The sequence below is a fragment of the Vogesella indigofera genome, assembly GCF_028548395.1.
GTDB classification, from domain to species: Bacteria; Pseudomonadota; Gammaproteobacteria; order Burkholderiales; family Chromobacteriaceae; genus Vogesella; species Vogesella indigofera_A.
This window is the reverse complement of record NZ_JAQQLA010000003.1, coordinates 127748-150772: the sequence shown is the minus strand read 5'-3', so window position 1 is coordinate 150772 and position 23025 is coordinate 127748. Positions and strand designations below refer to the sequence as shown.

Annotated in this window: 24 protein-coding genes and 2 tRNA genes; 9 read left to right on the top strand and 17 right to left on the bottom strand. The window is 65.0% G+C overall.

Features of this window, described 5'->3' with window-relative positions; translation table 11 throughout:
- Positions 1-80 precede the first annotated feature (80 nt).
- On the bottom strand, positions 81-3695 hold the full coding sequence (putA, locus tag PQU89_RS02715; RefSeq protein ID WP_272764502.1) for a trifunctional transcriptional regulator/proline dehydrogenase/L-glutamate gamma-semialdehyde dehydrogenase: 3615 nt from the start codon (positions 3693-3695) through the stop codon (positions 81-83).
- 233 nt (positions 3696-3928) lie between these two features.
- On the opposite strand from putA, the gene PQU89_RS02710 reads away from it, so the two are divergent.
- A complete protein-coding gene (locus PQU89_RS02710; protein WP_272764501.1) occupies positions 3929-4546 on the top strand; it encodes a LysE family translocator in 618 nt (205 codons plus the stop codon).
- Positions 4547-4864: 318 nt separating this feature from the next.
- On the top strand, positions 4865-5458 hold the full coding sequence (locus PQU89_RS02705; RefSeq protein ID WP_272764500.1) for an IMPACT family protein: 594 nt from the start codon (positions 4865-4867) through the stop codon (positions 5456-5458).
- Between the two features lie 93 nt (positions 5459-5551).
- On the opposite strand, the gene PQU89_RS02700 is transcribed toward PQU89_RS02705, so the two are convergent.
- Positions 5552-5839 carry a hypothetical protein gene (locus PQU89_RS02700; RefSeq protein WP_272764499.1) on the bottom strand — a complete coding sequence of 96 codons (288 nt, stop codon included), beginning with the start codon at positions 5837-5839 and terminating at the stop codon, positions 5552-5554.
- Positions 5840-6049: 210 nt separating this feature from the next.
- On the opposite strand from PQU89_RS02700, the gene PQU89_RS02695 reads away from it, so the two are divergent.
- Positions 6050-6499, top strand: a complete 450-nt coding sequence (locus tag PQU89_RS02695) for an LEA/WHy family protein (RefSeq protein WP_272764498.1) — start codon at positions 6050-6052, stop codon at positions 6497-6499.
- A gap of 46 nt (positions 6500-6545) precedes the next feature.
- Here PQU89_RS02695 and PQU89_RS02690 read toward each other — a convergent pair.
- Both PQU89_RS02690 and PQU89_RS02685 read right to left on the bottom strand, forming a co-directional pair.
- A tRNA-Ser gene (locus tag PQU89_RS02690) sits at positions 6546-6636 on the bottom strand.
- Positions 6637-6684: 48 nt separating this feature from the next.
- Positions 6685-6775, bottom strand: a tRNA-Ser gene (locus PQU89_RS02685).
- 145 nt (positions 6776-6920) lie between these two features.
- Here PQU89_RS02685 and PQU89_RS02680 point away from each other — a divergent pair.
- Both PQU89_RS02680 and lolA read left to right on the top strand, forming a co-directional pair.
- On the top strand, positions 6921-8513 hold the full coding sequence (locus tag PQU89_RS02680; RefSeq protein WP_272764497.1) for an NAD+ synthase: 1593 nt from the start codon (positions 6921-6923) through the stop codon (positions 8511-8513).
- 63 nt (positions 8514-8576) lie between these two features.
- Complete coding sequence (gene lolA, locus PQU89_RS02675; protein WP_272764496.1) at positions 8577-9179, top strand: outer membrane lipoprotein periplasmic chaperone LolA; 603 nt, start codon at positions 8577-8579, stop codon at positions 9177-9179.
- 73 nt (positions 9180-9252) lie between these two features.
- Here lolA and rraA read toward each other — a convergent pair whose 3' ends face one another.
- The 7 genes from rraA to pcnB all read right to left on the bottom strand — a co-directional run bounded on the left by rraA (position 9253) and on the right by pcnB (position 14498).
- A complete protein-coding gene (rraA, locus tag PQU89_RS02670) occupies positions 9253-9732 on the bottom strand; it encodes a ribonuclease E activity regulator RraA (RefSeq protein WP_272764495.1) in 480 nt (159 codons plus the stop codon).
- A gap of 82 nt (positions 9733-9814) precedes the next feature.
- Entirely contained in the window at positions 9815-10195 is a 381-nt protein-coding gene (gene panD / locus PQU89_RS02665) for an aspartate 1-decarboxylase (RefSeq protein ID WP_047967091.1), read from the bottom strand.
- 37 nt (positions 10196-10232) lie between these two features.
- A complete protein-coding gene (panC, locus tag PQU89_RS02660; RefSeq protein WP_272764494.1) occupies positions 10233-11066 on the bottom strand; it encodes a pantoate--beta-alanine ligase in 834 nt (277 codons plus the stop codon).
- A 9-nt stretch (positions 11067-11075) separates the two neighbouring features.
- A complete protein-coding gene (panB, locus tag PQU89_RS02655; RefSeq protein WP_047967093.1) occupies positions 11076-11867 on the bottom strand; it encodes a 3-methyl-2-oxobutanoate hydroxymethyltransferase in 792 nt (263 codons plus the stop codon).
- A 113-nt stretch (positions 11868-11980) separates the two neighbouring features.
- On the bottom strand, positions 11981-12619 hold the full coding sequence (locus PQU89_RS02650) for a deoxynucleoside kinase (protein ID WP_272764493.1): 639 nt from the start codon (positions 12617-12619) through the stop codon (positions 11981-11983).
- Between the two features lie 38 nt (positions 12620-12657).
- On the bottom strand, positions 12658-13143 hold the full coding sequence (gene folK, locus PQU89_RS02645; protein WP_272764492.1) for a 2-amino-4-hydroxy-6-hydroxymethyldihydropteridine diphosphokinase: 486 nt from the start codon (positions 13141-13143) through the stop codon (positions 12658-12660).
- Complete coding sequence (gene pcnB / locus PQU89_RS02640; RefSeq protein ID WP_272764491.1) at positions 13140-14498, bottom strand: polynucleotide adenylyltransferase PcnB; 1359 nt, start codon at positions 14496-14498, stop codon at positions 13140-13142. Before pcnB ends, folK begins: the two co-directional genes overlap by 4 nt.
- A 400-nt stretch (positions 14499-14898) precedes the next feature.
- Between pcnB and PQU89_RS02635 the strand changes: the two genes are divergently transcribed.
- The 3 genes from PQU89_RS02635 to murB all read left to right on the top strand — a co-directional run bounded on the left by PQU89_RS02635 (position 14899) and on the right by murB (position 17675).
- Complete coding sequence (locus tag PQU89_RS02635; protein WP_272757781.1) at positions 14899-15186, top strand: hypothetical protein; 288 nt, start codon at positions 14899-14901, stop codon at positions 15184-15186.
- A gap of 73 nt (positions 15187-15259) precedes the next feature.
- Complete coding sequence (locus PQU89_RS02630) at positions 15260-16648, top strand: MATE family efflux transporter (RefSeq protein ID WP_272764490.1); 1389 nt, start codon at positions 15260-15262, stop codon at positions 16646-16648.
- A gap of 10 nt (positions 16649-16658) precedes the next feature.
- Positions 16659-17675, top strand: coding sequence for a UDP-N-acetylmuramate dehydrogenase (gene murB / locus PQU89_RS02625; protein ID WP_272764489.1), 1017 nt, complete (start codon positions 16659-16661; stop codon positions 17673-17675).
- Positions 17676-17750: 75 nt separating this feature from the next.
- On the opposite strand, the gene PQU89_RS02620 is transcribed toward murB, so the two are convergent.
- Positions 17751-18131: an MAPEG family protein gene (locus tag PQU89_RS02620; protein WP_272764488.1), complete on the bottom strand. Its 381-nt coding sequence runs from the start codon at positions 18129-18131 to the stop codon at positions 17751-17753.
- Positions 18132-18147: 16 nt separating this feature from the next.
- Positions 18148-18807 (bottom strand): energy-coupling factor ABC transporter permease, encoded by a 660-nt coding sequence (locus PQU89_RS02615; protein ID WP_272764487.1) that lies wholly within the window; start codon positions 18805-18807, stop codon positions 18148-18150.
- A gap of 102 nt (positions 18808-18909) precedes the next feature.
- Here PQU89_RS02615 and nadC point away from each other — a divergent pair, with 102 nt between their 5' ends.
- On the top strand, positions 18910-19749 hold the full coding sequence (gene nadC / locus PQU89_RS02610; protein WP_272764486.1) for a carboxylating nicotinate-nucleotide diphosphorylase: 840 nt from the start codon (positions 18910-18912) through the stop codon (positions 19747-19749).
- A gap of 168 nt (positions 19750-19917) precedes the next feature.
- Here nadC and PQU89_RS02605 read toward each other — a convergent pair whose 3' ends face one another.
- The 4 genes from PQU89_RS02605 to PQU89_RS02590 all read right to left on the bottom strand — a co-directional run bounded on the left by PQU89_RS02605 (position 19918) and on the right by PQU89_RS02590 (position 23022).
- Complete coding sequence (locus PQU89_RS02605; RefSeq protein WP_272764485.1) at positions 19918-20676, bottom strand: competence/damage-inducible protein A; 759 nt, start codon at positions 20674-20676, stop codon at positions 19918-19920.
- Positions 20673-21455 (bottom strand): YdcF family protein, encoded by a 783-nt coding sequence (locus tag PQU89_RS02600; RefSeq protein ID WP_272764484.1) that lies wholly within the window; start codon positions 21453-21455, stop codon positions 20673-20675. The genes PQU89_RS02605 and PQU89_RS02600 overlap by 4 nt, the downstream gene beginning before the upstream one ends.
- Positions 21456-21544: 89 nt before the next feature.
- Positions 21545-22255: an ABC transporter ATP-binding protein gene (locus PQU89_RS02595; RefSeq protein WP_272764483.1), complete on the bottom strand. Its 711-nt coding sequence runs from the start codon at positions 22253-22255 to the stop codon at positions 21545-21547.
- Positions 22252-23022, bottom strand: coding sequence for an ABC transporter ATP-binding protein (locus PQU89_RS02590; RefSeq protein WP_272764482.1), 771 nt, complete (start codon positions 23020-23022; stop codon positions 22252-22254). The genes PQU89_RS02595 and PQU89_RS02590 overlap by 4 nt, the downstream gene beginning before the upstream one ends.
- Positions 23023-23025: the final 3 nt, after the last annotated feature.

Here is a 23025-nt window from a genome sequence, read left to right as displayed (position 1 = left end):
GGAACGATTGTGCCGCTCCAAGGCAAAATGCCAAGGTTGGCCGCATTATTCCAATGCGGCCAACCTCAGGCAAGTCTGATTTAGTCACCAATGCTCATCAGGCTGGCATTACCGCCTGCAGCTGTGGTGTTTACGCTCACTGCGCGCTCTACAACCAGGCGATGCAGGTTGTAGCCGTCCTCATCCGCGGTCAGCAGCGGAATCAGCGCACCGTCACGCTGTGACAGGGTCTGGCGCAGGCGGTCGGCAGCATCGCCCTCGTACAGCACGGCAGTCACGTCGGCGTTGGCGACATCGCCACCCTTGACCACGAAGAAGCCGGCCAGCGTCGCAGGCAAGGCGGCGGTCAGCGCGCCGTCAAGCAGCACTGCGCTGTTGCCGGTGGCAAATACTGCCACCAGTTGCTGCAGCAGGCCTTCCAGCGTCAGCGCCAGGCAACCGACACGGCCCCGGGCGGCGAAGTGCAGGCTGTTGCGCTCGCCGGTCGGGCCGGGCAGCGTCACCATGTTCGCCAGCGGCGTGTGGCGACGGGCGTAGGCGATGGCTTCGCGCAGACGAGTCTGGGCGGTGGCATCCGGCAGCAACTGCGACAGCACACCCTGCAGGCGGTCCAGCTCGGACAGCGCTGGCACCACCGGGTTGGCCGCCAGTTCCGGATTCCAGCTGGCGCCGCTGAGGCGGTAGACGTAGAACGGGCCGCCAGCCTTCGGACCGGTACCGGACTTGCCTTCGCCACCGAACGGCTGCACGCCGACCACGGCGCCAACGATGTTGCGGTTGACGTAGACGTTGCCGACCTTGATGCGAGCGACGATGTTGTCGATGGACTCGTCGATGCGGCTGTGGATGCCGTGGGTCAGGCCGTAGCCGGTGGCATTGATTTCATCCACCACGTGGTCGATATCCTGCGCCGAGAAGCGGATCACGTGCAGCACCGGGCCGAACACCTCGCGCTGCAGCAGGCTGACGCTGTCGATCTCGAACAGGGTCGGCGCCACGAAGGTGCCGTCGGCACACTCCGGCGTCAGCCGCGCCTGGTAGCAGTCGCGCGCCTTGCCTTTCATGCTGTCGATGTGACGCAGCAGGCCCTGCTGCGCCTCGGCGTCGATCACCGGGCCGATGTCGGTTTCCAGCAGTGCAGGGTTGCCGACACGCAGCTCGTCCATCGCGCCCTTGATCATGGTGATGACCTTGTCGGCAATGTCCTGCTGCAGGTACAGCACGCGCAGCGCCGAGCAGCGCTGGCCGGCGGAGTCGAAGGCGGACGACATCACGTCAGCCACCACCTGCTCCGGCAGCGCCGAGCTGTCGACGATCATCGCATTCTGGCCACCGGTTTCGGCTACCAGCGGCACTTCGCCGCTGCGCTTGGCCAGGGTACGGTTGATCAGCTGCGCCACCTCGGTGGAACCGGTGAAGATCACGCCCTTGACGCGCTCGTCGCGGGTCAGTGCGGCACCGACCACTTCGCCACGGCCCGGCAGGAACTGCAGCGCACCGGCAGGCACGCCGGCCTGGTGCAGCAGCTGCACGGCAAAACCGGCGATCAGCGCGGTCTGCTCGGCCGGCTTGGCCAGCACCACGTTGCCGGCGGCCAGCGAGGCCACCACTTCGCCGATGAAGATCGCCAGCGGGAAGTTCCACGGGCTGATGCACACCACCGGGCCCAGCGCCGGGTGGGTCTGGTTATCGAATTCGCGACGTACTTGTGTCGCGTAGTAACGGCAGAAATCGACCGCCTCGCGCACTTCGGCGATGGCGTTGGCAAAGGTCTTGCCTGCCTCACGCACGGCCAGCCCCATCAGGGTGGCCATGTGCTGTTCCATCAGGTCGGCCATGCGTTCCAGGCAGGCGGCACGCTCGGCCGGCGCGGTGGCAGCCCATTGCGGCGCAGCCAGCACTGCCTGCTGCAAGGCCAACTCGACATCGGCGGCACTGGCTTCCTGGATGGTGCCGACCACGTCCTGCAGGTTGGCCGGGTTCAGCACGTTCTGCGCCACGCCTTCGCTCAGCGGGCCTGCGGCCAACATCGGCTTCAGGTGCAGGCTCTGCGCGGCGCCGGCATTCAGCGCGTCGTTCAGTTGCTGCAGCACATGCTCGTTGGACAGGTCCATGCCCAGCGAATTGAGACGTTCGGCACCGTACAGGGTGCGCGGCAGGGTGATCTTGCGATGCGGCTCACCCCCCTGACGCAGCGCTTCGGCGACTGGGTCTTCCACCAGCTCGTCGATGGACACGCTCTCGTCAACGATGCGGTTCACGAACGAGGAGTTGGCACCATTCTCCAGCAGGCGGCGCACCAGATAGGCGAGCAGGGTTTCGTGGGAACCGACCGGCGCGTAGATGCGGCACGGCTTGTCGAGGTTGTCGGCACCGACCACCTGGTCGTACAGGCTTTCGCCCATGCCGTGCAGGCACTGGAATTCGTAGTCCTTGCCGGCGGCAAGGTGGTACACCGCGGACAGGGTGTAGGCGTTGTGCGAGGCGAACTGTGGATAGATCGCATCCTGTGCCGCCAGAAGGCGCTTGGCGCAGGCAAGGTAGGACACGTCGGTGTAGACCTTGCGGGTGTACACCGGATAGCCGTCGAGGCCGTCGACCTGGGCACGCTTGATCTCGGCATCCCAGTAGGCGCCCTTCACCAGCCGCACCATGAAGCGGTGCTTGCTGCGGCGGGCGAGGTCGATCAGGTAGTCGATCACGTACGGACAGCGCTTCTGGTAGGCCTGCACCACGATGCCGATACCTTCGAAACCGTCCAGATCCGGGTCATTGGCCAGCGCTTCGATCAGGTCGAGCGAGATCTCCAGACGATCGGCTTCTTCGGCGTCGATGTTGAGGCCGATGTCGTACTGCTTGGCCAGCAGGAACAGCTGTTTCAGACGTGGCAGCAACTCCGCCATCATCCGCTCGTGCTTCATGCGCGCGTAGCGCGGGTGGATCGCCGACAGCTTCACCGAGATGCCGGGGCCCTGGTAAATACCGCGGCCGTTGGATTCCTTGCCGATGGCGTGGATGGCGACTTCGTAGTCACGCAGGTAGCGCTGTGCGTCGGCCTCGGTCATCGCCGCTTCGCCAAGCATGTCGTAGCTGAAACGGTAGCCCTTGGTTTCGCGCTCGCGGCCGTTGACCAGTGCTTCGTCGATGGTCTCGCCGGTCACGAACTGCTTACCCAGCATGCGCATCGCCAGATCGACACCCTTGCGGATCAGCGGCTCGCCACCCTTGGCGATCAGGCGGGTCAAGGCCGAAGACAGGCCGTGCGCACTGTGCGACGACACCAGCTTGCCGGTGACCAGCAGGCCCCAGGCAGCAGCGTTGACGAACAGCGAGGAACTGTTACCCAAGTGAGACTTCCAGTCGCCGCCGGAAATCTTGTCGCGGATCAGGCGATCGGCGGTGACGCGGTCCGGGATGCGCAGCAGCGCTTCGGCCAGGCACATCAGCGCCACGCCTTCCTGGCTGGAGAGAGAGAACTCATGCATCAGCGCGTCAACACCGCTGGATTTGGTGCGCTCGCTGCGCACTTTCGAAACCAGTTTGGCGGCCAGGATCTTGACCGAGCTCACCTGCTCGGACGACATCTGCGCCTCGGCGGTCAGTGTCTTGACGCAAGCCTGCTCGTCACGGCGATAGGCTGCCGTAATGGCGTCACGGAGTGCGGTTTGTTTGCGCGCGAATGCCTGAAACTGCATGAGAACTCACCTCTATCAATTTTATTTGCCAACTTGCCTATTGTATACAATCTAAAATCAACTTGTTGGACAATATAAAATATAACGCAAGAACGTTTTCGCCTGCGATCGAAACGCAACAAAAATATAGCCCACCCTTCGGCGACCGCAACAGCAACGCAACACCACCCCTCCCCGCCCTGACGCATTCATGGCAAGATCATCACCCCGCCACCCGCCCGGAAAGCCCCGCCATGAGCAACTCCCTGCTGCTATTCAGCCTCGCCGCCGCCGTCCTCACCATCACCCCCGGCCTCGATACCGCACTGGTATTGCGCACCGCGATCAACGAAGGGCGGCGCACCGCCTGGCTGGCTGGCATCGGCATCTGCGGCGGCGTACTGTTGTGGGGGCTGCTGGTGGCCGCTGGCCTCGGTGCGCTGCTGGCGGCATCGGAAACCGCCTATACCGCGCTGCGCATTGGCGGTGCGCTATGGCTGCTATGGCTGGGCTGGCAGCTGCTTCGCAGTCGTGCCACTTCGCTGGGCGAGCCGGACGCGCAGCGCACGGCGACCAGCGGCTGGCAATGGCTGTGGCGCGGCGTGCTGACCAACCTGCTCAATCCCAAGGTCGGCCTGTTCTACGTCACCTTTCTGCCGCAGTTCATCGCCCCCGGCGAGGACGTGTTTACCTTGAGCGTGCTGATGGCACTGATCCACGCGCTAATGGGGGTGCTGTGGTTCGGCGTGCTGGCGCTGGTGGCGGCACGTGCCGGCGCCTGGCTGCGCTCGCCACGACTGCAGCGCCTGCTCGACCGCGTGCTCGGCGTCGCCTTTGTCGGCTTTGGCCTGCGTCTGGCGCTGAACCGCTAGTCGCCCTCGTCCACTGTCGGCAAAACTGCGACAATCGTGGCCGCGCCCGCCGGCCAGGCGCACCGACCCTGGTGTGATGCGCGTGGCGCAGCACACAGACCGTCCGCCGGCGATCTCGCTGCTGATGCCTGCATCGTTGCTACTACTATCTATATGTAGCAGCCGTGCAAACGGGACTGCATCCGGGCTGCTGACGCACGGCCGGCGCGCTCTAGTTCATGCTCCGCGGCTGAAACACTGCCATCATTTGCGGCCAACCTTGTCGCCATCGCGCCAAGGCTGGCCGCAACCGTCTGAATTCTTACCTGCCGAACCAGCATGCCCTTCACCCTGCAACACGCGGTCCATAGCGAGATCGAGATCAAGAAAAGCCGCTTCCTCGGCTGCGTCGAGCCCATGGCGGATCGCGAAGCCGCACTGGCACGCATCGCGGCGCTGAAAGCAGCGCACCCGGCGGCGGCACACGTCTGCTGGGCGCTGATGGCCGGCGGCCACTCCGCGGCCAACGACGACGGCGAACCGTCCGGCACCGCCGGCCGGCCGATGCTGGAAGTGCTGCGTCACCAGCAGCTGGAGGGCGTACTGGCCAGCGTGGTGCGCTACTACGGCGGTGTGAAGCTCGGCGCCGGCGGCCTGGTGCGCGCCTACACCGACAGCGTCGCCAGCGCGCTGGAACAGGCGGTGCGACTGCCGCTGATCCGCCAGCAACAGTTGCAGTGCCTCGCGCCCTACCCGCTGGAAGGCAGGCTGCGCCGCCTGCTGCAGGCGGCCGACGCGCAACTGCTGGCGGTGGAGCATGGCACGGCGGTACTGCTCAGCTTCAGCATTGCCGAATCGCAGTGCGCGGCGCTGGTCGCCAGCCTCAACGAGGCCTGTCACGGCCAGCTGCAGTGGCCGGACTGCGACCGATAAAGAAAAGGCCCGCGGTAGCGGGCCAAATTGCGACAGGATTGCAGGGACTATCAGCGAAACAGGATGCAACCAGGCAAGCTTAGTCCGGCAAGGTTAATGTTCCGTGACAGCCGGCGGCGGCGCATTGCGCGCGACGGCACGCTGACCGCGGGCGTAGATCATTTCCAGCAACTTGCTGCGTGAGGCGATGTGGTGATCCAGATGCCACTCGCGGATCAGCTGCAGCGCGGTATCGAAATACGGCTCGTCCAGGTCATGCAGCGGCTGCAACTGAAATGGCTTGCCGGTCTGCAGGCTGAACGCCAGCTGCAGCAGGATTTCGACCTGGGCCGCATCCTGCCCGGACTGCAGGTACAAACGGATTTTCTTTGCTGCGTTCATCTTGCTCCTCGCCACTGCCATGACCGCCCGCGCCAGCCGCACCCGCACGACATGAAGCGTCATATATCCTGAACGAATAGCACATCAATATGAAACAAAGCGTCACCACATGCAACCGTGGCGCAACAGATATCGATAAAACACCAACGCACGGTCACAGGCTGACAAGTACACTGAGTATTGTCCACCACGCCGCCAATGGAGGCACCGATGCTGAAATACCTGACCCCGCTGCTGCTGGCGGCACTACTCAGCGGCTGCGCCAGCCTGTCGCGGCCGCAGCCGGAAGTGCAACTGGCCGACATCCAGCCCACCGGCAAGGCCACGCTGTTCGAGCAGGAGTTCGAGGTCACACTGCGCATCAGCAACCCAAACCAGCAGCCGCTCAGCGCAAAGGGGTTGCGCTTCAATGTCAGCCTCGACGGCAACAACTTTGCCCGCGGCGCCAGCAGCCAGCCATTCAGCATCCCGGCGCTGGGCAACGACACCGTCAAGGTGCTGCTGCACACCTCGCTCTCCGGCTGGCTGACGCAGCTAGGCAAACTGGCGGGCAACAACACGGCGCTGCGCTACGAGATTGACGGCACCGTGTTCGGTGTCGGCACGCTGGGGGACATCCCGTTCCGCAGCAAGGGCGACTGGCAGCTGCCGGGGCCGTAGCGCAAACGCAAAAAAGCCAGCTGCAAGCAGCTGGCTTTTTCAATACTGGCGGAGAGAGGGGGATTCGAACCCCCGTCAGGGTATTACCCTGAACACGCTTTCCAGGCGTGCGACTTCAACCACTCATCCACCTCTCCGTGAGGTGCACTGCAATATCGCACCGCCACAGTGGCACGATGGAAATCTGGCGGAGAGAGGGGGATTCGAACCCCCGTCAGGGTATTACCCTGAACACGCTTTCCAGGCGTGCGACTTCAACCACTCATCCACCTCTCCTAGATGGCCTATCACCGGCGTTCCCGCTCAAGCAACAGAGGAGGCGCATTGTATAAGCGAGTCGGCCGTTGCGCAAGTTTTTTATGCGGTACGGGCGAGACAACGCTAAAATTAGCCGATCGATTCTCTACTGGTGGTTCTCCCGATGCGCATTGCACTTGCCCAGTTCAACCCGGTTGTCGGCGACATCGCCGGCAACACCCGCAAAATCCTCGAGCTGGCCAAGACGGCCATGGCGCAGGGTGCCGACGTGCTGGTCACGCCGGAGCTGGCGCTGACCGGCTACAGCCCGGAAGACCTGCTGCTGCGCGAACACTTCTACCGCGCCATCTACGCCGGCCTCGACGAACTGGAAATGCTGGACGGCATCACGCTGGTGATCGGCCACCCTGCCCGCCTCGGCCACGAGCGCTTCAACGCCGCCACCGTGCTGCGCGATGGCAACCGTCTCGGCCAGTACCACAAGATGCTGCTGCCCAATAACGAAGTGTTCGACGAGTGCCGCTACTTCACCCCCGGCGCCGCACCCCTGGTGTTCGAGCAGAACGGCGTCAAGGTCGGCATCATCATCTGCGAGGACGGCTGGTCGGTGGAACCGGCCGCCGAAGCCGCCGATGCCGGCGCCGAGGTCATCGTGTCGCTGAACGCGTCGCCGTTCCATCGCAACAAGATCGCCACCCGCCACGAGGTGATGCGCTACCGGGTGCAGGAAACCGGCCTGCCGATGGCCTACGTCAACCTCACCGGCGGCCAGGACGAACTGGTGTTCGACGGCGCCTCGTTCGCGCTGAACAAGGCCGGCGAAGTGGTAGCGCAGGCCGCCGCCTACGACGACGAACTGCTGCTGCTCGACATCGTCGACGGCGACATCGTTGCGGCCAACCTTGCCGTGCTGCCGGACGAGCTGGAGAGCGCGTACCGCGCGCTGGTGGTGGGCGTGCGCGACTACATCGGCAAGAACGGCTTCCCCGGCGTGCTGCTGGGCCTGTCCGGCGGCATCGACTCCGCGCTGACGCTGGCCATCGCGGTCGACGCGCTGGGCGCCGACAAGGTGCACGCGGTGATGATGCCGTCACGCTACACCGCCGACATCAGCGTCGACGACAGCCGCGACATGGTGCAGCGCGTCGGCGTGAAGTACGACGAAATCGAAATCTGGCCGATGTACGAAAGCTTCATGAACGCGCTGGCGCCATCGTTCGCCGGGCTGGAGGCCGACACCACCGAGGAAAACCTGCAGGCGCGCATCCGCGGCACGCTGCTGATGGCGCTGTCCAACAAATCCGGCAAGCTGGTGCTGACCACCGGCAACAAGTCGGAGATGACCACCGGCTACTGCACGCTGTACGGCGACATGGCTGGCGGTTTCGCAGTACTGAAGGACGTGGCCAAGACGCTGGTGTTTGCGCTGTGCCGCTGGCGCAACACCCAGGGCGAGATCATTCCGGAACGCATCATCACCCGGCCGCCATCGGCGGAACTTCGCCCGGACCAGAAAGACCAAGACAGTCTGCCTCCGTACGACGTGCTGGACGCGATCATGGCGCGCTACGTCGAGCAAAACCAGTCCGCCGCCGACATCGTCAAGGCCGGTTATGCCGAGGCCGATGTCAACCGCGTGGTGCGCCTGCTGAAGATCAACGAATACAAGCGCCGCCAGGCGCCGGTCGGCCCGCGCATCACCCATCGCGGCTTCGGCAAGGACTGGCGCTACCCGATTACCAACCGCTTCAGCTGAACGCGGCCCCGGCGGGCGGGTCATAGCAACAGGGACAACCGCCCGCGCCAGTTAAGGATACGCATGAAACAAGCCCTACTCGGCCTGCTGCTGGCCGCCACGCTGCCGGTACACGCCGCCGCGCTGCCGCAGTTCAAGGCCTTTATCGCCGGTACCAAGACCCTGGCCGCCGATTTCACCCAGACGGTGAGCGGCAAGCAGCGCCAGGAAACCGCACACGGCACCATGCAGATCCAGCGCCCCGGCAAGCTGCGCTGGACCTACGCCCAGCCATTCGAGCAGCTGATCGTCGGCGACGGCAAGACACTGTGGCTGTACGACAAGGAGCTGGCACAGGTCACCCGCCGCGACCAGGCCGGCGCGCTGGGCAATTCGCCGGCGGCGCTGCTGGCCGGCAGCAACGCCATCGAGCGCGACTACCAGCTGCGCGAAGTCGGCAAGACCGGCAAGGTGGAATGGCTGGCCGCCAGCCCGAAAAAGGCCGATAACACGTTTGAATCGATCAAGATGGGCTTCACCGCCAACCAGCTGGTGGAAATGGAGCTGGCCGACAGCTTCGGCAATATCACCCGCATCCAGTTCAAGAACCTGCAGCGCAACGCCAAGGTCAACCCGGCACAGTTCCGCTTCACCCCGCCCGCCGGTGTCGACGTGGTCGGCGAGTAAGACAGCAAACGCAAAAAGCCAGCCCCACGAGGCTGGCTTTTTTGCGTCTGCGGCCAACGTTGGCCGCAATGACTTACAACAGCGGCGTCGCCGACAGCAGCAGCCCGTCCTCATCGACATACAGCCAGTGGCCGGGCACGAACTCGACCGCGCCGAAAGCCAGCACCAGATCGCGCTGCCCTTCGTTACGCTTCACCGTTTTCTTCGGGTTGGTATCCAGCGCGCGCACGCCGATGTCCAGTGCGTTGACGGCCACCGAATCGCGGATGCAGCCATAAATCACCACGCCTTCCCAGCCGTTCTTCACCGCCAGCTCGGCAATCTGGTCGCCCAGCAATGCGCAGCGTTTGGAGCCGCCACCATCGACCACCAGGATCTTGCCCTGCCCCGGCTCGGCCAACACTTCGCGCACGCGGGTATTGTCCTCGTACACCTTCAACGTCACCACCTGGCCGGCAAAGCGGGCGCGGCCGCCGTAGGCGCGGAACATCGGCTCCACCACCGCCACGCGGCCCTCGTTGGCATCGTAGAGGTCGGTTGTCAGAAAACTCATCATTTCTCCTTTTCTCGGTTGTGTTCAGACAATAAAAAGCCGCCTCTGTGGGCGGCTTGTTTCGAACGGGTCACGATGGCAATCAGGCCGGTTGTACCGGCGTCAGCGACGCCAGCTCGGTCATCTGGTTGCGCTCGTCGACGAATACCAGCTTCGGCGTGTGGCTGGCCAGTTCGCTGTCCTCGTAAGCGGCAAACGAGGCGATGATCAGCAGGTCGCCGGGCGCGGCGCGGCGCGCAGCGGAACCGTTGACCGAGATCACACCGGAGCCGCGCTCGGCACGGATGGCGTAGGTGGCAAAACGCTCGCCGTTGGTCACGTTCCAGATCTGCACTTCTTCGTATTCCTTGATGTCGGCCGCTTCCAGCAGGTTTTCATCGATGGCGCAGGAGCCGATGTAGTGCAGTTCGGCGTGGGTGGTGGTGACGCGGTGAAGCTTGGATTTCAGCATGGAACGCTGCATGGTTCGGTCTTCCTGTTGTTGCTTGCGGCGCGGCGGGTCAGCGCGCCACTTCGATATTGTCAATCAGCCGGGTACGGCCCAGACGCGCCGCCGCCAGCACCACCAGCCGCGCCTCGCCGACGTGGGCGATCTCCAGCGTGTCGGCCTGGCGGATCTCGACATAGTCCACGCGCCAGCCGTGGTCGTTCAGCTCGTCGCAGGCGGCCTTTTCCAGCGCCGCATAATTGCTGTCGCCGGCCAGCAGCGCCGCGCGGATGGCGGACAGCTGGCGGTACAGCCGCGGCGCCTCGGCGCGCTCATCGGCGCTGAGGTAGCCGTTGCGCGACGACAGCGCCAGGCCGTCGTCGGCGCGGCCGGTGTCGACCGGCACGATCTCGATCGGCATGTTGAGGTCGTCGACCATGGCACGGATCACGTGCAGCTGCTGGAAGTCCTTCTTGCCGAAGCAGGCGACGTCCGGCTGCACGATGTTGAACAGCTTGGCGACCACGGTAGCCACGCCGCGGAAGTGACCGGGGCGGAAGGCGCCGCACAGCTCGTTCTGGATATGCGGCGGCTCGACGTTGAAGTCCTGCTTGATGCGTGGATACAGCTCGCGCTCGTCGGGGAAGAACAGCACCGCGACGCCGGCGGCACGCAGCTTGTCGCCATCGGCCTCGAAGGTGCGCGGGTAGGCGTCGAAATCCTCGCCCTGACCAAACTGCAGGCGGTTGACGAAGATGCTGACCACCACCTGTTCGGCGTGCTGCCGCGCGGCGGCGACCAGCGCCAGATGGCCTTCGTGCAGGTTGCCCATGGTCGGGACAAAGGCGACGCTGCCGGCGGTTTTGCGCCAGGCGCGCAGCTCGGCAATGCTACGGATGATTTGCATGGGACGGACTCAGAAACAGTGTTCGGGCGCCGGGAAAGTCTGTGCTTTCACCGCTGCGACGTAGGCGCTGACCGCGCCCTGGATGCTTTGCGCCTCGGCCATGAAGTCCTTGACGAAACGCGCCTTCTTGCCTGGATACACGCCGAGCACGTCGTACAGCACCAGCACTTGGCCGGAGACGTCGAGACCGGCGCCGATGCCGATGGTCGGCACGCTGATCGCTTCGGTGATCTTCTTCGCCAGCACCGCCGGTACGCACTCCATCAGCACCATGCTGGCACCGGCGTCGGCCAGCGCGCGGGCGTCGGCCATGATGCGCTCGGCATCGGATTCGCTCTTGCCCTGCACCTTGTAGCCGCCAAAGGTGTTGACGAACTGCGGGGTGAGACCGATATGGGCGCACACCGGCACGCCGCGCTGCACCAGGAAGCGCACGGTTTCCGCCATGAAGGCGCCACCCTCGATCTTGACCATGTGTGCGCCGGCCTGCATCAGGCGTGCGGCATTGGCAAACGCCTGTGCCGGGCTTTCCTGGTAGCTGCCGAACGGCATGTCGCCGAGCACCATCGCGTTCTTGCTACCCTGCGCGACACAGCGGGTGTGGTATTCCATCTGTTCCATGGTCACCGGCAGCGTCGAATCCCGCCCCTGCATCACCATGCCCAGCGAATCGCCGATCAGCAGGATGTCGACACCGGCGCCATCCAGCAGGCTGGCGAAGCTGGCGTCGTAGCAGGTCAGCATGCTGATCTTGCGGCCTTCGGCGGCCATGGTCTGCAAAGTATTAACGGTTATTTTCATGTTCTGTATTTCCTCGTTGCGTGCAGCTGCGACCGGGGTGCGGGTGACCACCCGGATACGCAGGGGCGGCCGCGGTGCGGAACTGATGGTTCCGCCTTCCGGCCGGGCAGGGTTCAGATACCCTTGTTGAAGTAACTGCGTTGGCCTCGCATCTCGCTGATGCAGCGCAACAATAGCCCGAAATCATCATCACCTTCAACCAAATCAAGATGATCGGTGTTGACGATCAGCAGCGGCGCGCCCTCGTAGGCGTGGAAAAAGGTGCTGTAGGCGGCGTGTACGCGCTGGACATAGCCTGCCGGCAGCGGCGACAACGCGCCGCTGGCCACCGCCCGCTCCAGCCGCTGCTGCACCGTTTCCGGCGACGCCTGCAGGTAGATCACCAGGTCTGGCACCGGATGGGCGCGCAGCACCGCCGGTGCGATACGGCGGTACAGCGCCAGCTCGTCGTCTTCCAGCGTCAGCTCGGCAAACAGCGCGTCCTTCTCGAACAGGAAGTCGGCCACCAGCGGTGCAGCCAGCAAGTCGCCGTTGAGCATGTCATGGGCGGCATCGGCACGCTGCAGCAGGAAGGACAGCTGGGTAGCGAGGCCGTGATGCGGGGGATTGCGGTAGAAACGCTCGAGAAACGGGTTTTGTGCCGCACTCTCCGCCAGCAGGCGCACCGCCCAATGATCCGCCAGCCGGCGCGCCAGGGCGGCCTTGCCGGAAGCAATGGGGCCTTCCACCACGACATAGCGCAGTTGCGTCATCACATACTCCTTGGAGGGGCAGCCGCTGCTGCCGGGGGTTATTTACTGCGCGGCAGGCGGCTGACACCACTGCCATCGAGCGCGGCGGCGATGTCGCTCACCCGGCCCTGCGGCAGCTGCCGCTCGGGCGCCATTTCCGCCAGCGGCAGCATCACGAAGGCACGCTCGTGCATGCGCGGGTGCGGCAGCGTCAAAAACTCGCTGTCGCGCGTGACGCCGTCCATCAGCAGCAGGTCGAGGTCCAGCACCCGCGGTGCGTTGCGGAAGCTGCGCACGCGGCCGAAGTCCTGCTCCAGTTGCAGCAACTGCGCCAGCAGCGCTTCGGCGTCCAGCGCGGTGTCCACTTCGCACACCGCGTTGATGAAATCGGGTTGCTCGGCGTAGCCGACCGGAGCGGTGCGGTAGCAGGCGGAACGGCGCACCAGCCGCGTGGCCGGCAATGCGGCCAACCTTTGCAGCGCCGCTTCCACCTGTTGCACCGGATTTTCCAGATTGCTGCCCAGCGCAATCACCGCCAGGGTCACGCCGGCTCCCCGCCACCCGCGGCGGCAGACGGCTTGCGCCGTCGCCGGCGCTTCTTGCGCTCCGGATTGGCGGCCTCGCCGCCGCTGTTGCGCGCATCGTCAACCAGCTGCTGGCGCTCGGCGGTATCGCCGTTCTGGAAGTCATCCCACCACTGTTGCAGCTCGCGCGGCACCTCGCCGGCATCGGCGCGCAGGCAGAAGAAGTCATAGGCGGCGCGGAAGCGCGGCTGCTCGACAAAGCGGAACGGGCGCTGCCCGGCACGGCTCTCGAAGCGCGGCTGCAGGAACCAGATCTCGCGCATGGTGGCGGAGAAGCGCTTCGGAATAGCAAAGTCGTTGTCCTGCAGCGTTTCCACTTCCGCCATTGCCTCGACCAGTGCCGCGATATCGCGCTCGCCCTGCTGCAGGCGCTGCTGCCAGCGGTTGCGCACCTGCGCCCACAGCATCGCCGCCAGCATGAAGCCAACCGACACCGGCTTGTCAGCACGCACGCGCTCGTCGGTGTTGGCCAGCGCGTTCTTGAGGAAGGTCTCGCCGCCCGGCTCGTCCATCACTGCGTCCAGCAACGGGAACGTCCCCTGCGACAGGCCTTCGTCGCGCAGCATCTTCAGGCAGGCGTAGGCGTGGCCGGAGTGCAGCAGCTTCAGCAGCTCGTCGAACAGCCGCGCCGGCGGCTCGTTACGCAGCAGCGCTGCGTTGGCCGCAATCGGCTTGCGGGTATGCTCGTCGATGGTGAAATCCAGCTTGGCAGCCAGCCTGACCGCGCGCAGCATGCGCACCGGGTCTTCCTGATAGCGGCGCGCCGGCGGGCCGATCATCACCAGCTTCCTGGCGCGCAGGTCTTTCACGCCGTGATGATAGTCGATGATGGTTTCATCGGTCGGGTTGTAGAACAGCGCATTGACGGTGAAGTCGCGACGCAGCGCGTCCTCGACCTGGTTGCCGTAGGTGTTGTCCGCCATCACGCGACCGGTTTCGTTCTTGTTGGCGACTTCGCCGCCACGGAAGGTGGTCACCTCGATGGTCTCCGGCCCCATCATCACGTGCACGATGCGGAAGCGGCGACCGATGATGCGCGAGCGGCGGAACAGGTGGTGCACCTGCTCCGGCGTGGCGCTGGTGGCCACGTCGAAATCCTTGGGCGTGACTCCCAGCAGCAGGTCCCGCACCGCGCCACCGACGACATAGGCGGAAAAACCGGCGTCCTGCAGCCGCGATACCACACGCAGGGCGGCATGGCTGAGTGCGTCACGGCGCACGCCGTGCTGGGCCAGGGCAAGCACACGCGGCTTGCTCTTGTTGCCGGCCAGGCTGGCAGGCAAGTCGAAGATTCGACTGATGAGTTTACGGATCATCGGGGCTACACTGAGAAAGAAAAAAAGGACACAAAGTCCGCGTTCAGGCGGCGGATTATAGCGCGATTCGCAAAACTGGCTCCACCTGCCTGCCAATACTGCTGCCGGCAGCCGCGCGCCGCAGCGGCTTGACAAGCGGCGGCAGCCTGTCGTAACGTTGTCACTGCGCCGATTTGATATCAGCTTGCGGGCGCATTATAAATGCCAGCTAAAGCGTCAGATCAAGCGATCCGCTGCAGCCACTGGCCAGCGGGTTTTTTGTTTTCTGCTGCCGCAAAGCCGTACCCCGCGTGAAAACGCATGGCGCCGAGTTAATCGACAACTTGCAGGGCGCCGTTAAACCAACTCTGCTAAAGCGTCGTTCGGATAGTCCGGGCGACCGACAAGGAAGACCGAGACCATGTACGACTGCGAACAAGACCGTTACACCGAGTTTGCCACCACCCCTGCCCGTTCCACTCCGATTCTGCGCGGCGAACTGCGCGCCATCCATCTCGGCGACAATGCCGGCGCCCGCCAGCTGACCACGCTGCTGGCCTGGGCCAGCGAACGCGGCCTGGCCGCCAGCCTGCAACAGGGCAAGCTGCTGCTGCAGGATGTCGATGTCGACCAGGCGCTGCAGATCAACCGCCTGTTCGGCAACGCGCTGATCATCAGCTGCCACCTGCGCCGCCCGGGTATCGCCTGAGCCCGCTGCGCGGCTCGGACGCCGCACGGCCGATCCGGCTATAATCGGCGGTTTGCTCCCGAGCTGGATTGACATGCTGTTTCACCTTGATAAGGCTGGTTGGCCGCGCATCCGCGAAGAAACCCGCGCCCTGAGCCATCTGGCGCTGCCGATGATGGTGGCGCAGATCGCCCAGGTCGCGACCGGTTTTGTCGACACGGTGATGGCCGGCCGCGTCAGCACCGACGATCTGGCGGCGGTGTCGCTGGGGGCCAGCATCTTCATCACCGTCTATGTCACGCTGATGGGCATCGTCAGCGCACTGAACCCGATCCTGTCGCATCAGTTCGGCGCCGGCGAAACCCGTCGCATCGGCGAAACCGCACGCCAGGGCCTGTGGTTCGGGCTGTTGCTCGGCTGCCTCGGCGTGCTGCTGATGCTGGCGATCCAGCCGCTGCTGCGCCAGTGGCTGAGCCTGCCGGAGGCGGTGGAAGACAAGGTGATGCTGTACATCGACGGTGCCGCCTTCGGTATGCCGGCGGCGATGATGCACCGTGCGCTGCACGCCTTTGCCTCCAGCCTCAACCGCCCGCGCCCGATCATGGTGGTGAGCCTGATCGCGCTGCTGCTGAATATTCCGCTCAACTACATGCTGATCCACGGCCTGTTCGGCCTGCCGCAGCTGGGCGGCGCCGGCTGCGGCTGGGCCACCGGCGTGGTGATGTGGTTCAACGCCATCACGCTGTTCGTCTACCTCGCCCGCAACCGGGCACTGGCCGGCTACGGCCTGACGCAGCAATTCAGCTGGCCACAATGGTCGCGCTTTCCGGCGATGCTGAAGCTGGGGCTACCGATCGGGCTATCTTTTTTCGTCGAGGTCAGCCTGTTTTCCTTCATCGCGCTGCTGATCGCGCAGCTGGGCACCCTGGTGGTGGCCAGCCACCAGGCGGTGCTGAATTTCTCCAGCCTGATCTACATGATCCCGCAGAGCATCGCCACCGCGCTGACCATCCGCGTCGGCCAGAGCATCGGCAGCGGCGACTACCTGCAGGCGCGACTGATCAGCGGCCTCGGCATCGCACTCAGTATCGCGGCCGCAGTGCTGACCATGCTGCTGGTGCTGCTGTTCCGCCACCAGATCATCGCCATGTACAGCCCGGACCCGGCGGTGGTGGCGCTGGGCAGCACGCTGATGCTGTTCGCCGCCTTTTACCAGCTGACCGACGCGATGCAGACGGTGGCCTCCGGCGCGCTGCGCGGCTACAAGATCACCACCCTGCCGATGGCGATCCATATCGTGTCGTTCTGGGGTCTCGGCCTCGGGCTGGGCATGGTGCTGGGGCTGACCGACTGGCTGCTGCCGCGACTGGGCGTGCACGGCTTCTGGGCGGCACTGGTGGTCAGCCTCAGCGTGGCGGGGCTGACCCTGGTCGGCTACCTTTCCCATATCAGCAGGCAGCGCCTGCATCGTCAAACCCTGTGAGGCCCGCTTCGTGACCATCACCTTCCAGCAACACGTTTCGCTGCAACCGTTCAACACCTTCGGCATTGCCGCCAGCGCACGCCGCTACACCGAACTGCACCAGCTGAGCCAGCTGCCGGCCCTGCTGGCCGAGCTGGACGGCCCGGTGCTGTGGCTGGGCGGCGGCAGCAACCTGCTGTTGTGCGACGACTATCCCGGCACCGTGGTGCGCATCCTGCTCAAGGGCATCCGTCTGCTGGCCGACGAAGGCGACAGCGTGATCATCGAGGCCGCCGCCGGCGAAAACTGGCACGACTTTGTCTGCCACACCCTGCAGCAGGGTTGGTGCGGGCTGGAAAACCTCAGTCTGATCCCCGGCACCGTCGGCGCCAGCCCGATCCAGAACATCGGCGCCTACGGCGTGGAGGTGAAGGATTGCATCACGGAAGTGGTGTGCGCCGACCTGCACCACGGCGGCGCGCCGGTGACGCTGGCCAATGCCGACTGCCGCTTTGCCTACCGCGACAGCGTGTTCAAGCAGCACGCCGGCCGTTATCTGGTGACCTCGGTGCGCTTCCGCCTGTCGCGTCACGCGCTCAGCAAGACCGGCTACGGTGACATCGCCCAGCAACTGCAGGCGATGGGCATCAGCGGCACGCCGAGTGCGCAGGACGTCAGCCGCGCGGTGATCGCCATCCGCCAGAGCAAGCTGCCGGACCCGGCGCAGCTGGGCAATGCCGGCAGCTTCTTCAAGAACCCGATCGTCGACAGTGAGCAGGCCGCCGCGCTGCTGGCGCGCTTCCCGGCGCTGCCGCACTACCCGGCCGGCGAGGGCAAGGTGAAGCTGGCCGCCGGCTGGCTGATCGACCAGGCCGGCCTGAAGGGCTACCGCGACGGCGACGCCGGCGTGCACGCCAAACAGGCGCTGGTGCTGGTCAACTACGGCCACGCCAGCGGCCGGCAAATCGCCGCGCTGGCGGCCAAGGTCCAGGCCACGGTGCTGGCGCGCTACGGCGTGGCACTGGAAGCCGAACCGATCATGCTGTAACCGGAAACAAACAAGCAGCAACGCAATGCGGCCAACCTTGGACAAGGTTGGCCGCATTGTTTTCCCCCACTGGCATCACAGCAAATGCGCCGCAGTCAGGAACAGGTACACCACCGCGCCAAAGCCCGCCGTCCAGCACAGCGAGCGCAGCGTGGCCCAGTCGACGAGATAGCACACGCCATAACCGAGCCGCGCCACGATGAAGACCGCGGCCGCCGCATCCAGCTGCTGCGGGGTCACCATCATCAGGTAGGCGACGATGACGGCGGCGGCAAACGGCGCGAACGCCTCCCAGGAATTCTGCTGCGCCCACTGTGCGCGCTGGCGCCAGCCCTGCAGCCCCGCGAGATACAGCCGCGGCTGGTGATTGTCGAAACCCGGCCCGCTTTTGGCCAGCACCGCCCACAGCAGCGGCATCGCCGCGGCCAGCAGGATGGCCCAGAATGCAAACTGCATCACACTCCCCTTTCAGTCATCGCGCCAGATAGCGCGCGTCATCAAAACTGCGCACCCACTGCGGCCGGTACACCACCATGATCGACAGCACCAGCCCGCTGGTAAACGCCTCCGACCACGACAGCAGGAAATAGAACGGCAGCGCGTTATCCAGCAGGTAGGGCCAGTCGTACACCCCCAGCAGCCACAGCAGCGCCATGCCGCTGGCGGCGGCGGCAATGAGGCTCAGGCCGCCGGCGAGAAAGGCGTTGACGAAGACATAGACGAACAGGTGCGCCGGCAGATAACGCTGCGCCAGGCGCAGCGCCAGCGCGGTCACCGCCACCGCCGGCAACAGCGTCACGCAGAAATTCAGCCCCAGCGCCAGCCAGTCCAGCTGCCCTGCCGCCACCTGCAACAGCAGCACCAGCGCCAGTGCCAGCAGCGCCAGCGCCGGCCCCATCAGCAAGGTGAAGATCGCCGCCCCCAGCAGGTGAAACGACAACCCCGGCTGCAGGCCGGCCTTGACCAGCCACATCGCGGCCAGCAGCACACAGGCTGCCGTCCAGGCACTGACCGCGCCGTGCGGCAGCGTGCGCCACGGCACCCGCCACGCAGCCAGCGACAGCAGCAGCAACATCAGTCCGGTGGCGGCCCACAACAGTGGCAGGGAAAACAGCGTATCGGGAAAATTCATTGGCGGATCGGGACGGGCGACAGAACTTCATCATAGCAGAGCACCCCACCGCCACGCCAAAGCGGGGTAAAATCGCGCTTTTTGCCCCGGACTCCGACCATCATGCCGACCTTGCCCGCCCAGCACCTGATCGCCCACTCCGTCAGCCTTGCCCTTGCCGAAGACATCGGCGACAAGGACTGGACTGCCGCCCTGTGCCCGAACCAGCCGGGCGAAGCGCGCATCGTGGCACGCGAAGCGGCGGTGCTGTGTGGCCAGGCGTGGCTGGAAGAGTGCTATCGCCAGATCGACGCGCGCTGCCAGGTGCAGTGGCACGTCGCCGAAGGCGCCCGCATCGGCAACGGTGACGTGGTGTGCACCATCAGCGGCCCGGCACAGGCGCTGCTCACCGCCGAACGCAGCGGCCTGAACTTCCTGCAGACGCTGTCCGGCGTCGCCACCGAAACGCGCCGCTACGTCGATGCCGTTGCCGGCACCCGCGCCGTGATCCACGACACCCGAAAGACGGTGCCCGGCCTGCGCCTGGCGCAAAAGTACGCCGTCACCGTCGGCGGCGGCGCCAACCAGCGCGTCGGCCTCTACGACGGCATCCTGATCAAGGAAAACCACATCATCGCCAACGGCAGCATCACCGCGGCGCTCAAAGCCGCTCGCGCCATCGCGCCGCCGCACGTGACGCTGCAGGTGGAAGTGGAAAACCTGACCGAACTGGACGAGGCGCTGGCCGCCGCCTGCCCGCTGATCCTGCTCGACAACATGTCGCCGGACGAGATGCGCGAGGCCGTGCGCCGCAGCGCCGGCCGTGCGCAGCTGGAGGCCTCCGGCGGCGTCGACCTGGACAGCGTGCGCGCCATCGCCGAGACCGGGGTCGACCGCATTTCCATCGGCAAGCTGACCAAGGACGTGCGCGCCATCGACTTCTCGATGCGCTTCGTCAACTAAGCCGCTGGCGCCTGCCAGCGCCGTACGCCACAACGACAAAAGGTTGGCCGCAAGCAGTGATGCTTGCGGCCAACCTTTTGTCTTGTCGCGGCGCCTGAGTACGGGAAAATACCTCCCGCGGCATCCGTCCCGGCAGCCCCGGCTGTTAGCCTGCTGTCACGGCAGTAGCTAGCTCGCCGGCTTGTCGCGCACCTCGTAGCCCTTGGCCAGCAGCGCCTTGCGCCACTCGCCCAGCGCGATCGCCACCAGCGCAGGCTGGCCGCTGAAGCCGAACTCGATGTGCATCTGCGGGATGGCGTCGGTGCCGAAATTGGGCAGGCTGGAGAAACGCAGCGTCGGGTAACGCGCCACGAATTCCTGCATCAGCGTGATCAGGTCGCCCTCGCGCGCATCGATGGCAATGCAGCCCTGTTCCACGTCCGGATGCTCGGAAAACAGGGCGCGGTACTGCGTGTCTAGCACCCACGCCACCATCGGCCACGCCATATTGGGAAAGCCGGGCACGAAGTGTACGTCGCGACAGGAAAAGCCCGGCATCTGGTTGACCGGATTGGGGATCAGCCGTGCGCTGGCCGGCAGCCGGCCCATGTTGATGCGGTGCGGATAGGCGTCGGCACCAAAGCGGCCTTCGATCAGCTGCTTCGCCTCGGGGTGGATCTCCAGCGCCTCGTCCAGCGCCTGCGCGGCACAGGCACGAGTGTAGTCGTCCGGCGTGGCGCCGATGCCGCCAAAGCTGAATACCAGATCGCCACTGGCAAAGGCGCGCCGCAGTGCCGCCTCGATGCGCGCCGGATCGTCGCCAAGGTACTCGACCCAGGCCAGCTTCATGCCACGTTCCGCCAGCAGGCGGATCAGTGCCGGCATGTGTTTGTCCTGGCGTTTGCCAGACAATAATTCGTCTCCGATGATCAGCGCGCCGGTGTTCATGTGCTTAATCCTGTAATGAGGGAACGCAAGCGATAATACAGCAGCCCCAGCCATTCGCGCTCCGCCTGATACACCTCCTGCATCGCGCGCCCGCTCGGCAGCCAGTGCTGCAGCCAGATGCCGTCATAACGACTATAGCCGGTCGGCGCTGCCACCACCTGCAGGCCGGCGGCACGGAACGGCGGCAGCGCGCGCGGCATGTGCCAGGCCTGCGTCACCAGCGTGATGCGGCCAACCTTGGCCTCGCGCAGCAGCGCGGCAGACAGGCGGGCATTGTCGGCGGTGGTTTCCGCGGCGGCCTCCACCCAGCGCGGGGTGATGCCGTAATCCTGCTGCAGCACGCGCGCCATCACCACCGCCTCGGCCTCGCCGCCGCTGGGGGCACCGCCGGTCAGCAGCAGCGGCAAGCCGCTGGCCCGTGCCAGATAGGCACCATAGCGCAGCCGCGCCAGGCTGTCGCCGGACGGCACGTTGGCCGCATACTCCGGCGCCGGACGCTGGCCGCCACCGAGCACCACGATGGCGCCGGTGCTACGCACCTGCACCAGCGTGGCCGGCGCAAACGATTCCAGCGCGCCATTGAGACGCATCGCCAGCCACGGCGTTGCCTGCAGATAGCTCAGCAGCAGCGCCAGCAGCAACAGCAAGCGACCAGCCGCCGGTGCCCGCCGCCGCCAGTAGCTGCCGGCCAGCAGCAGCAACAGTCCGTTCAGCGGCGGAAAAAACAAAGCCCCGAGTGCCTGGCGGAGCAGGACATCGGGGCTGAGGGTGTCAAACATGGTTATTGTTCTCGCGACACGGCGGCAATACCCGCCTCGGGCAAGCACACACGGGGCGGCCGGTTGGCCGCGCCCGTGGCCGGACGGGGTTAACCGCCGAGGTAGGCGTTACGCACGCGCTCGTCGTCCAGCAATTCCTTCGCCGGGCCGCTCATGCTGATCTTGCCGCTTTCCATCACGTAGCCGCGCTGCGATACCTGCAGCGCCAGCTTGGCGTTCTGTTCCACCAGCAGCATGGTCACGCCTTCGGCCGCCACCATCTGGATGATCTCGAAGATCTTTTCCACGATCAGCGGTGCCAGACCCATCGACGGCTCGTCCAGCAGCAGCAACTTCGGTTGCGAGATGATCGCGCGCGCCATTGCCACCATCTGCTGTTCGCCACCGGACAGGGTGCCGGCCAGCTGCTTCTGGCGCTCCTTCAAGCGCGGGAACAGCTCGTAGCCGCGCTCGATGTCGCGCTGGATGCCATCTTTGTCGTTGCGATGGAAACCACCCATTTGCAGGTTTTCTTCCACCGTCAGCTTGCCGAAGATGCCACGGCCTTCCGGCACCATCACCAGACCGTTACGCACGAAGTCGTGGGTGGCGATGCTGGTGGTGTCCTTGCCATCAAAGCTGATGCTGCCGCCGGCGATCTTGACCATGCCGACCAGGGTTTTCAGCGTGGTGGTCTTGCCGGCGCCGTTGGCACCGATCAGGGTCACCAGTTCGCCCTTGTTGATGTGGAAGTCGATGCCCTTGACGGCCTGAATGCCACCGTAGGAAACCTGCAGGTTCTTGACGTCTAGAATGCTCATTCGTGTGCCACTCCCAGATAAGCCTCGATCACTTTCGGATCTTTACGTACCACTTCGGGCACACCTTCTGCAATTTTCTTGCCATAGTCGAGCACGGCGATACGATCGCACAGGCCCATCATCAGCTTCACGTCGTGTTCGATCAGCAGCACGGTGACACCACCGTCGCGGATCTTTTCCATCAACGCCTTCAGCGACTCGGTCTCGCTCGGGTTCATGCCGGCGGCCGGTTCATCCAGCGCCAGCAGCTTCGGCTCGGTGGCCAGCGCACGGGCGATTTCCAGACGACGCTGGTGACCGTAGGACAGGTTCTTGGCACGCTCGTAGGCGACATCCTCGATGCCGACATAGCGCAGCAGTTCCCAAGCCTTGGCCTCGATCGAGGCTTCCTCGTCGCGGGTGGCCTTGTTGCGCAGTACCGCACCCAGCGCATTGGCTTTGGAGCGGATGTGACGGCCAACCATCACGTTTTCCAGCGCCGTCATCTCGTGGAACAGACGGATATTCTGGAAGGTACGGGCGATACCGGTATTCACCACCACGTGCGGTGGCGCACGGAACAGATCGTTGCCGTCAAAGGTGAAGCTACCTTCGTCCGGGGTGTACAGGCCGGTCAGCACGTTGAACATCGTGGTCTTGCCGGCGCCGTTAGGACCGATCAGGCCATAAATCTCGCCCTTGTTGATGTGCAGGCTGACATTACTCAGTGCGTGAAGGCCGCCAAAACGCTTGTTGATGCCTTCGATTTTCAGCAAAACTTCAGACATGGC